At 69.8% G+C, this 10,241-nt stretch carries 10 protein-coding genes; 4 read left to right on the plus strand and 6 right to left on the minus strand.

Going from position 1 to position 10,241, the window contains the following annotated elements:
- Both flgA and flgH read left to right on the plus strand, forming a co-directional pair.
- Nucleotides 1-799: flagellar basal body P-ring formation chaperone FlgA (flgA, locus tag HUV06_RS11595; RefSeq protein ID WP_174301425.1), on the plus strand; the 799-nt coding region annotated here is incomplete at its 5' end.
- A 35-nt stretch (nt 800-834) separates the two neighbouring features.
- Nucleotides 835-1,569, plus strand: coding sequence for a flagellar basal body L-ring protein FlgH (gene flgH / locus HUV06_RS11600; protein ID WP_174301426.1), 735 nt, complete (start codon nt 835-837; stop codon nt 1,567-1,569).
- A gap of 88 nt (nt 1,570-1,657) precedes the next feature.
- On the opposite strand, the gene HUV06_RS11605 is transcribed toward flgH, so the two are convergent.
- Both HUV06_RS11605 and HUV06_RS11610 read right to left on the minus strand, forming a co-directional pair.
- Nucleotides 1,658-1,885 carry a hypothetical protein gene (locus HUV06_RS11605; protein WP_217433812.1) on the minus strand — a complete coding sequence of 76 codons (228 nt, stop codon included), beginning with the start codon at nt 1,883-1,885 and terminating at the stop codon, nt 1,658-1,660.
- Nucleotides 1,886-1,951: 66 nt separating this feature from the next.
- Complete coding sequence (locus HUV06_RS11610) at nt 1,952-2,407, minus strand: YidB family protein (RefSeq protein ID WP_174301427.1); 456 nt, start codon at nt 2,405-2,407, stop codon at nt 1,952-1,954.
- A 577-nt stretch (nt 2,408-2,984) separates the two neighbouring features.
- On the opposite strand from HUV06_RS11610, the gene greA reads away from it, so the two are divergent.
- On the plus strand, nt 2,985-3,464 hold the full coding sequence (greA, locus tag HUV06_RS11615) for a transcription elongation factor GreA (RefSeq protein WP_174301428.1): 480 nt from the start codon (nt 2,985-2,987) through the stop codon (nt 3,462-3,464).
- Between the two features lie 131 nt (nt 3,465-3,595).
- A complete protein-coding gene (locus tag HUV06_RS11620) occupies nt 3,596-6,262 on the plus strand; it encodes a DUF3772 domain-containing protein (RefSeq protein ID WP_174301429.1) in 2,667 nt (888 codons plus the stop codon).
- On the opposite strand, the gene HUV06_RS11625 is transcribed toward HUV06_RS11620, so the two are convergent.
- From HUV06_RS11625 to HUV06_RS11640, 4 genes are all read right to left on the minus strand, one after another.
- A complete protein-coding gene (locus HUV06_RS11625; RefSeq protein WP_217433814.1) occupies nt 6,235-6,690 on the minus strand; it encodes a GFA family protein in 456 nt (151 codons plus the stop codon). The two genes, HUV06_RS11620 and HUV06_RS11625, sit on opposite strands and share 28 nt — an antisense overlap.
- 151 nt (nt 6,691-6,841) lie before the next feature.
- Nucleotides 6,842-8,260 carry an efflux transporter outer membrane subunit gene (locus HUV06_RS11630; RefSeq protein WP_217433815.1) on the minus strand — a complete coding sequence of 473 codons (1,419 nt, stop codon included), beginning with the start codon at nt 8,258-8,260 and terminating at the stop codon, nt 6,842-6,844.
- 74 nt (nt 8,261-8,334) lie between these two features.
- Nucleotides 8,335-9,507, minus strand: coding sequence for an HlyD family secretion protein (locus HUV06_RS11635; RefSeq protein WP_174301430.1), 1,173 nt, complete (start codon nt 9,505-9,507; stop codon nt 8,335-8,337).
- 3 nt (nt 9,508-9,510) lie between these two features.
- The coding region (locus HUV06_RS11640) for a hypothetical protein (RefSeq protein WP_217433816.1) at nt 9,511-10,241 on the minus strand (731 nt) is incomplete at its 5' end.

A 10,241-nucleotide genomic window follows, 5' to 3' on the forward strand; every position in this document is an offset into this window, starting at 1 on the left:
CGCTGCGCAGGGGAGGAGAAATCGGGCGCTCGCTTACGTAGCTGGCCTTTTCTTCCTCATCGCCTCCCCCACCCTCGCCGCTCAGCTTGTAGACCTGCGCCCCGACATCGTCGGCCACGCCGGGGTGGTGACCCTCGGCGACATGTTCGACGGCGTGCAAGGCCCGGCTGCCGCCAAGGTCCTCGGCCGCGCGCCCATAGGCGGCGAGGCGGTCCTGGACGCCGGCGACGTGCAGCTCGCCGCCCGGGCCGCCGGGCTCGACTGGGCCAACAACTCGGGCCAGCGGCGGATCATCGTCGCGGTCATGGACGCGCCGGCGGAGACGGCCCGCCCCGCCCACACCGCACGCCGCACCCACCACAGCCACGCCGCTCAAACCCTGGTCTACGCCCGCAACATCTCCGCCGGCGAGATGATCGAGGCCTCCGACCTGGAGTGGAGCGACGAGGCCATCGCCGGCCCCGACGCGCCGAACCAGCCGGAGCAGGCGATCGGCAAGGCCGCGCGCCTGCCGCTGCGCGCCGGGGCCGCCGTCGCCGCGCACGAGCTGATCGCGGCCAAGGTGATCCGGCGCGACCAGATGATCTCGGTGGACTACGAGGCCGACGGGGTCAGCCTCAGCCTCGCCGCCAAGGCCATGGGCGATGCTGCGGTGGGCGACACCGTGCAGGCCATGAACCTGTCCTCCAAGAAGGTGATCGAGGCCGTCGCCACCGCGCCGGGCCACGCCGCCGTCGGCCCTGGCGCCGACGCCGCCCGCTTCCCCGGCGCAACCTTCCGCACCGCCGCCAATCCCTGATCCGCCCAATCCTGATCCGCTAGGACGCCGACCCGATGCTGCGCAAAGCCGCTTCCTTCGCCCTCATGGCCCTGCTGCCGCTGCAGGCCTGCGAAAGCCTGAAGACGGCGACCGCCACGCCGAGCATGAGCCCGATCAAGTACCCCGCCGCGCTCGTTCCCCGCGAACAGGGCGACCTCGGCGATCATCCCGACGCGGCGCCCCGCCCCGCCTCGGCCAACTCGCTGTGGCGCAACGGCGCGCGGACCTTCTTCCACGACCAGCGGGCGTCCAAGGTCGGCGACATCTTGACGGTGAACGTCACCATCTCCGACAGCGCCCAGCTCAGCAACGAGACGGTGGCCAACCGGACCTCCAGCGTGAACGGCGGCTTCAACAATCTGTTCGGGCTGGAGACGGTGCTGAAGCACGCCCTGCCCGGTCTGAACGCCGGCAGCTTGGTGAACACCAACTCCACCCTGGCCCAGGACGGCAAGGGTTCGGTGAACCGCTCCGAAGCGGTGGCCATGACCATCGCCGCGGTGGTCACGGGTGTCCTGCCCAATGGCAACCTGACCATCCAGGGCAGCCAGGAGGTGAGGGTGAACAACGAGATCCGCCAGCTGAACGTCGCCGGCATCGTGCGGCCGGAGGACATCACCTCCGCCAACACCATCAACCACACCCAGATCGCCGAGGCGCGGGTCTCCTACGGCGGCAAGGGCCAGGTCACCCAGGTGCAGCGCACGCCCACCATCCAGGCGCTGGCGGCGCAATACTCGCCGTTCTGAGCGCGTGGGCGAGGAACGAGAAAGCCCGCGCCGCAGGGCGGGCGTGGGCTCCCGTGACCCCCTAGACGGGAGCGCTAACGGACCAATGTCAGTGGCCGTAGGTGGCCATGCGCTGGGCGCGCATCTGGCGCTTGTGCACCACGGCCATGTGATGGCCGACGATGCAGCCGCCGACGGCGCCCAGCACCGGGTGATGCACGAAGTGGCCGCCGACGCCGCCGACCACTGCGCCGCCGAGGCATCCGGCGCTCGCCGCGCCCGCTGTGGAGGCCAGCACCGACGCAGCGGCCAGGCCCATGATCGTACGCTTCATCATCTCGTCTGTTCCTTGGTTGGGGAGGGTTGCACTAACCGGCTGCAGATGAACAGGGCCTGAGGCGTTTCAGCCCGGATTGACGCCGGCCTGCTCTGACGCCGCCTGGGGCAGGTGCTGGGCGAGCTGCTGCAGGAAGGCGCCGACCGGCAGGCCGCTGGATGCGGCCATCTGCCGCACCTGTTGGCTGCCCAGCGCATCGTGGATCTGTTGGGGGTTGATCGGCAGGTTGGGGTTGTTGCTGAGCCATGAGGAAACGTGCTCCCCCAGGCCGTTTGCCGCCAGGGTTTCCAGCATTCCTGCGAGGCCGCCTGCGGCGGGCGCCTGGCCTGCGCTGTCCTGCGGAGCCGCACCCTGCGTTTGCTGTCCGCCGCCGAGCAGGGAGCCGAGGATGTTGCTGCTGGGACCGCCGTCCTGGTTCAGCAACTGACTGAACATGCCCATGGCGCCGCCGCCCTGACTTCCTTCCTCCGACCCGCTGGGCCCGCCGCCCAGCATGCCGGTAAGATTGTCGAAAAGGCCCATCTAAGAGCTCCGTCTCACCCATGCGCCGATGCACACGGACCCGAAGATAGAGCATGAGGAATAGCTGCGCCATACAGGGGATACCAGGAATGGAAGCCCAAAGACCCAAGCCGGCGCCTGTCGTAGAGCGTCCGCTCATGATGTCCGGCTAGGCATCTCTTGCCAGAAGGCGCCAGATGGTCCATATCTCTTTCATCAAGCCGGCCAAGTTCGGTCTGTCCACGAAGCTCCTCAAGAGCATTGGGCATTCTACTGATCTGCATAACGGTTGATCGTCATCCTCACAGGAGGTGGCGCCATGCCCGCGTCCGGACATCCGGACCCACATCGCAGGCCCGCATCTTGGGCCGCCTCAGGACATCCATGACCACCGGTTCACATACCTCTTTGCTTCTCATGCCCTTCCAGCATCGCCTGCCGCATCCTCCCCTTCCTATCCGCCTGCCCAGGCTTGACCGGCCGGGACTTAGCCGGCGTGAGCTGCGCGCCCTCGTGGCCGAAATGCTTGGCTGAGCAGCCCGACTGGCGGCCACGCGTCGCCGGCTAAGCCTCCCGCAACACCGCCATCGGAGTCGCCATGAGCGTCGCCTTCACCAAGGAGCAGGACAGCGAATCGGCCGCGGCCGACCTGCCCGACCGCCCCGTCTCGCCCCAGGCCAATCTGGTCACCGCCAGGGGCTTGGCGCAGCTCGACACCGCCCTGGCGGAAGCTCGCGCCGCCTACGCCGCCGCCCAGGCGCACGGCGACGTCCAGGCCGATCGCACCGCGATGGCGCGCGCCACCCGCGACCTGCGCTACTACGCCGCCCGCCGCGCCAGCGCCCAGCTGGTGGACACCGACATGGCCAATCCTACCGTCCGGTTCGGCAGCTGCGTCACCTTTGATCGGGAGGATGGCCGCCGCCAAGTCTTCCGCATCGTCGGCGAGGACGAAGCCGATCCCGCTCAGGGCGCGGTGTCCTATGCCTCACCCCTCGCCCGGGCCCTCCTCGGCAAGGGTGTGGGAGACAGCGGCGACACACCCGCCGGGGAGGTCGAGATCGTCTGCATCCACTGAAGAGGCGGTCACCCTCCCGCCATCAAGCCGCCCATGCTGCGCGGTCTGGCTGGCGAGAACGCCAGAAGCGTGCGCTTCTCAGCCAGGATCATGCAAGGTCGATCCGGCGATCAGGCCTTACGGAGCACCACGTGCCGCAACGGATCCGACTGACGGTCCAGCACCTCCTGGTAAGCGTCCTGCTGCTCTGCGGCGGGGTGAGCCTGGCCGCCGTCGCATCCGCTCAGCCGCAGGCCGCGAACCAGATCCAGCCTTCGGCCTCTGCGGCCCCGAACCCACGGGCGGCGGCGTCCGCCTCGCAGGGAGCCCTGACCCTGCAGCAGGTCTCACCCTCCAGTGTCGCCGCTCCGTTGGCGATGAGCGGCGCGGCGATCACCTCGCCGCCGTCAGCAGGGGTGGCACCGTCATCGCCCGCACCAGCGTCCCCGGCGGTGCAGGCGGCGGCCCAGCCGACGCTGGACACCACCCAGCGCACCGTGAGCCAGCTTCAGTCCCAGGCCCGCACGACCACCGACGAGGCGCGGCTGGCGGCGCTCCGAACCGAGTCGGCCAAGACCCAGGCGGCGGCGGATACCGTCGTCTCCGCGCGCAGCAAGGAACTCAAGACCATCGACCGCCAGCTCGCCCGGCTGGCCCTGATCGCCAAGCGGCGCAAGCTGACCCCCGCGGAACACGTTCAGCAGGTCCAGCTCACGGCCAAGCAAGCGGAGCTGGAAAGCCAGGTCAAGCAGGCCGAGACGGTCTCGACGACCGCCAGCCATACCTACGACCTGGTGGCGGAGAAACGGCGCGACAGCTTCACCTCCAAGATCTTCGAGCAGACCGCCTCGCCCGTTTCTCCGGACTTCTGGTCATCCCTGTCCGACGCCACGTCGGCGGATGTCGGCCGGCTGATCGGCGTCGCCGAGCGGGCCGGAACGGCGGTGGTGGAGGCGCCTGAGCCCAAGGACCTGCTGAGTTTCGTGATCTCCCTGGCGGTGGCCTTCGCCCTGGTGTTCCCGGCGCGCAAGGCGCTCGAGGGGCTGGTGCGCGCAAGGACGGCCACGGGGGGCGCGCAGGGCTTCCGCCTCACCGCCCACGCCCTTTGGGTGGCGCTCGTGGACACCGTGCTGCCGGCGCTGGCGGCCAATACCCTGCACCTCGGTGCGCAGTGGGGCGGCCTGCTGTCGGAGACGGCCGACTCGCTGGCCGGAGCGGCGGTGATCGCCATCACCTGGGCGGCCGCGGTGGTGGCGCTCGGCCGCGCGACGGTGGCCGGCGGCGACGCCGAAAGCCGGCTGATGCAGGTGCCGGAGGACGCGGTCAGCCGGGTGCGGTTCTATCTGTGGATGGTGGCGGGGATCACCGGGGGAGGCTTCTTGCTGACCCGGCTGAACGATGTGGTGGGCGCAAGCGTAGCGGCGACCATCGCCGCCAATTGCGTGATGTCGCTGGCCTATGCCGGGGTCGCTGGGCTGGTTCTGGTCAGCTTCGGGCGCAACCGGACGCCGGTGGAGGAGGCCACGGACGCTCAGCAGGCCGCCCGCTCCTCAGGCTGGACCCTGTTCTCACTCGTCCTGACCACAGCCATCGTGCTGACGGTGGGGGCGGTGCTGACCGGCTACACGACGCTGGCGGTGCTGATCTCCAACCAGATCTTCTGGTTCAGCATGCTGGGCGCGGTCGCCTACCTGGTGCTGCGCTTCACCGATGACCTGTGCGGCGTGCTGTTCCAGCCGCGGGGCTGGGCGGCCCGCACCCTGGTGGTGCTGTTCAATCTGCGCAGCACGACCATCGGCCAGATCGGGGTTCTGGTGTCGGCCGGCCTGCAGATCGCGGTGCTGCTGGGTGTGCTGGCTCTCGCCATCACGCCGTTCGGCGAGAGCGGCACGACGCTCACCTCCCACTTCGACCGCCTTGGCCGCGCCATCCACATCGGCTCTGCGGTGCTGTCGCCCAGCGCCATTTTCGCCGGCCTGGCCACCCTGGCGGTGGGCCTGGTGCTGGTGCACGCGGTGCGGGGCTGGGTGACGCGGCGCTACCTTCCGGTGACGGGCTGGGATGCAGGCGTACGCAATTCGGTCGCCACCGGCGTCAGCTATCTGGGCGTGGGCGCCGCGGTGCTGTGCGCGCTCGCCACCATGGGGCTGGGCTTCAAGCAGATCGCGCTGGTGGCCAGCGCGCTGTCGGTTGGCATCGGCTTCGGCCTGCAGCAGGTGGTGCAGAACTTCGTCTCCGGCGTGATCCTGCTGATCGAGCGGCCGGTGAAGGTCGGTGACTGGGTCAATGTCGGCGGGGTCGAGGGCGACGTGCGCAGCATCCGCGTGCGCGCCACCGAGATCCAGACCTTCGACCGCACCACCCTGATCGTGCCCAATTCGGACCTGATCACCAAGACGGTGCAGAACAAGACGCTGGGCGACCCGCGCGGCCGTATCCAGCTGCAGGTCTCCATCGCCGACCCGGCCAAGGGCCGTCGCGCCGCGGAGCTGATCGGCGAGGTCGCCAGGGCCAACGCTGCAGTGCTGGAGGAGCCGGAGCCTGCCGTCTACATCGACTCCCTGGCGGCGGCGGGGTCGATCAACTTCAACTGCTACTTCTATGTCGCCAGCCCCCGCGACGTCTACAAGACCCGCAGCGCCCTCTACCACGCAGTGCTCGACGCCTTCCTCGCCGAGAAGATCGCCTTCATGGGCGCCGGCGGCCCCACCGACGTGGTGCTGGAGCCAGGACCGAAGATGGAGGGGCTGCTGGGCTCGGGCATGCTGCAGTCCAGGGCCTCGGACGCGGATCAGCCGCCGGCGCCTGCTGCGGGCTGACGGCCCGGCTCGAACCATGCATAGCGGGGCGCATCGTCGCCGAAGCTCCATGCGGGCGCGCCGGCGGTGAAGATGTGGGCCTCCACCTTCAACCCCGGCGGCGCTGCGTCGACGGCCCCGAGGCGCAGTCGGAGATCGTCGGGCCTGGCGTCGCGGCGGGAGTAGAGGGGCGAGCCGCAAGACCTGCAGAAGCCCCGCCACTTGCCCGGCGAGGACTCGTACTCCCCGATCTCGCCACGGCCGCGGAGGACGACGAACCCTCGGGCGAGCGCCGGCGCGACGGCGGCGGCGTAGCCTTGGGCGCGGCGGCATTGGGCGCAGTGACAGACGGTGACGGCGCCGAGCTCACCCCCCAGCGGGCCGGAATAGCTGAACCGCACAGCGCCGCAGAGGCAGCCGCCTGTCAGGCCGGGATCAGGTTCGCTCACCGAAGCGGCTCCTGCGCCGAAACCAAACGGGTCGATATCCTGAGCCTATCGAAGAACGCAGCCGCGGCACGCCCGGTGGACACCTCGTCCTTCGACAGGCTCAAGATGAGCCGAATGCAGGCGGCTACGCCTAGCGTCATCCATTCGCCGATCACGTGAACGGCTCCCAACCGCCGCCGAGCGCCTTGTAGAGGCTCACCAGCCGGACGGAAACGTCGGCATTGGTGGTCGCCTGGGTGTTCTGCTGGTTCAGCAAGGAGGACTGGGCGGCGATGACGTTCAGGAAGTCCGCAGCGCCCTCGGCGTAGCGCTGGCGCGCCGCGGCCAGCGCGATCCTGTCTTGGCGTAGCGCCTCGTCCACCTGGGCTTGGCGACGCTGGGCCTGGGCATAGGCGGTGAGCGCGTCGTCCACATCGCGCCAGGCCTGCAGCACGGTCTTCTGGAAGTCGTTGGCCGCGGCCTGCTGCTCGGATTTGCGCAGCTGCAGCGTGGCGCGGAGCCGACCGCCATGGAAGATCGGCAGGCTGATGGACGGGCCGATATCGAATTGCCGGTCGCGCGGGCTGAAGGCGTCGGCCAGCCGCAGGCCCTGGAGCCCCTCGTCACCCATGAGGGTGATATCGGGGTAGAAGTCGGCGACCGCCACGCCGGTCTGGGCGGTGGCCGAGTGCAGCCTCGCCTCGGCCTCGCGCACGTCGGGCCTACGGCGCACAAGATCGCCCGGGAGGCCCACCGGAACCCGCGGCGGCGCCCCGGGCTCGGCCTTGGGCGGCGACAGCTCGGCCTGGAGGCTGCGAGGCGGCTCGGCCAGCAGCAGGCCGATGGCGTTGATCAGGCGAGCCTCCTCGGACAGCAGGTCCGGGAGCATGGAGGCGATGGTGGCGCGCTGGCCGGCGGCCTGGGCGGTGTCGAGCGTGGTGGCCACCCCATTGTCGAAGCGGTTGCGCACCAGGGCTAGGTTCTCGGAGGCCAGTTGCAGGTCCTGGCGGGCTATGCCCTCCCGGGTCTGCACGTCACGCAGCTGAAGGTAGTCGGTGGCGAGGTCGGAGATGGCCGCAAGCGCAAGGCTACGCCGCGCCTCCACCTCGGCCTCAATGTCGGCGCCGGCCGCCTCGACGCTGCGGCGGACGCGGCCGAACAGATCTATCTCCCAGGAAGCGGACAGGCTGTCCTGCCACAGGTTGAACTCCAGCGGCGCGCCGGGAGCGGGCTCGGTCAGGGAGACGAGGCCCGCGGGACTCTCGCGCTCGTGGGTGTACTGGGCGTGGGCGTCGAGCTGGGGCAGGCCTTGCGCGGCGGCGATGCGGCGCTGGCTGCGGGCCTGCCGGACCCGCTCGGCGGCGATCTGCAGGTCGAGGTTCTGGCGCGCCAGCCGTCCGACGAGCGAGGTGAGCTCGGGGTCCTTGAAGCGGGTCCACCAGGCCACGTCCACGGCTCCGGCATAGGTGGAGCTTTTCACGTCCAAGGGTTCGGCGCCGAAGCTTTGAGGCGCCGGCGTGGCCGGGGGCGGCGGCGTGAAGGTCGGCCCTACCGTGCACGCCGCGAGCGTGCAGAGCGCGCCAAGGGCCACCCCCCTCCTCCAGATCCACCCACCCCACCCCAGGAGGGGAGCAGCAGGGCGCCAGAGGGCGAACCGCCTGCCCTTCACCGGAGCGCCGCCGGGTGCTGGCGTTCGTCCGCTGCGACATCGGCCAGGTGGGTGTCGATGTAGGTCTCCACCGACAGGCCGACGCGGAGCAGTCGCGCCAGCGGCTGGTGCGGCAGGACGTCGATCTTCACGGCAAGGCGCTGCACGATCTTGGTGAAGTTGCCCGTGGCGTTCTCCGGCGCCACGGCGGCGAAGGTCGCGCCGGTGGCCGGGGCCAGGCTGTCCACCACGCCGCCCAGGTTCACGTCGTAGGCGTCCAGGTGGATGCGGACGTGCTGACCCGGGCGCACGCGGCGCAGCGCCACCTCGCGGTAGTTGGCCTCGATGTAGGCGGCGTCCAGCGGCATGACGGTCATCAGCGCGCCCCCCGGCGCGATGAAGTCGCCCACCTGCACCGTGCGCTGGCCGACCAGCCCATCCAGAGGTGCAGTGATGCGGGTGTAGGACAGGTTCAGCCGGGCCTGGGCCAGCTGGGTCCGGTCCTCGCGCACCGTCGCTTGCGCCGAATCGTGGTCGGCCCTGAGGATCGTCAGCTGTTGCTCGGCGGCGATGGTCTGGGCCTGCGCGCCCGTCACGTCGGCCTGGGCCTGCTTCAGGCTCGCCTCGGCCTGCTGGCGGTCCTGCTGGGTGCCGGCGCCGGTGGCGGCGAGGTTGCGGTAGCGGCGGGTGTTCTGCTGGGCGAGGACCAGCCGCGCCTGCGCCGATGGGATCGTGGACTGCGCCTGGGCGATCAGGGCTGGTTGCCGGCGGATCTGGGCGTCGGTGTTGCCGACCTGCGCCTCGTCGCGCTGCAGGATGGCCTCGGCGCGTTGTACGGCGGTGAGGTCGTCGCGCTCGTCCAGCCGCACGAGCAGCTGGCCTGCGCGCACCGGCTGGTTGTCGTTCACCGCCACCTCGACCACCTGGCCGGACACGCGCGGCGCGACGGTCGAGAAGTGCAGGGCGACCCGGGCATCGTCAGTGCCGACCACCGAGTGGGGCGCGAACAGGCTGACCAGCACGACGCCGACGAAACCCAGCACGATGACGGCGGCGACGAAGAAGGGCCAGACCGGCGGCTTCTCGGCCTTGTCGGCCTTCTTGTCGCCCCCCTTCTTGTCGTCCGGCTTTTGGTCCTGCTTCGGATCGGAGCCCGTGGAGCGCGGGTCGTGAGGCTTGTCTTCGCTCACGACTCAGTCCTTGGCGAAGACGATGCGGGGTGGGTAGGTGCGCTCGGGCAGCACCAGCAGGATGAGGATCATGCTTACGGTCATCGCGCCAATGATCAGGAAGGTGTCCGACAGCGTCATCACCACGGCTTCGGTCTGCAGCGAGCGGGAGATGACCGAGAGGTTCAGCCCGCCGCCCGGCAGGCTTGCCCCGCTCGGCGCACCCAGGCCGCGGACTTGGGTGAGGCCCGACATGCGTTCGCCAAACTGGTCCACCAGGCGGCTATAGTGCAGCGTTCCGCGCTTGCGCATGATCACCTGGGTCAGCCACACCCCCGTGGCTTCGGCGAGCGATCGCGGCCCGTTGACGAGCGCCGAGGCGAAAGGCCCTTCGGAAGGGTCCTTGACCGTGTTGGTAGCCATCATCAGGAGCGGCATGACCACCATCGGCTCGCCTACCGCCTGCAAGCCCTGCCAGAGGAAGAACTGCCCGACGTTCCAGGCGCTGGTCACGTAGGCGTCGCCCAGGCATGCGGTCAGGATGAGAGCCATGCCGACAAAGCTCACCACCCGGGAATCGATCCAGGCGATGTTCAGCACAAGCGCCATCAAGGGCAGCAGGACGAGCTGGCCGGCGGCGATGGCGGCCGTGATCACATAGGCCTGCTGCGGCCGGAGACCCTGCACCTCCGACAGGAAGTTCACCGGCAGCTGGGAGGAGGAGAGGCTGACGATCACGAACAGCAGCAGGATCG

It is taken from the genome of Caulobacter sp. S45 (genome assembly GCF_903642205.1).
Classification (GTDB): Bacteria; Pseudomonadota; Alphaproteobacteria; order Caulobacterales; family Caulobacteraceae; genus CAHJWH01.

Coding starts and splice junctions, on each gene's coding strand:
- flgH (WP_174301426.1), top strand. CDS start 835: ATGCTGCGCAAAGCCGCTTCCTTCGCCCTCATGGCCCTGCTGCCGCTG.
- HUV06_RS11610 (WP_174301427.1), bottom strand. CDS start 2,407: ATGGGCCTTTTCGACAATCTTACCGGCATGCTGGGCGGCGGGCCCAGC.
- greA (WP_174301428.1), top strand. CDS start 2,985: ATGAGCGTCGCCTTCACCAAGGAGCAGGACAGCGAATCGGCCGCGGCC.
- HUV06_RS11605 (WP_217433812.1), bottom strand. CDS start 1,885: ATGATGAAGCGTACGATCATGGGCCTGGCCGCTGCGTCGGTGCTGGCC.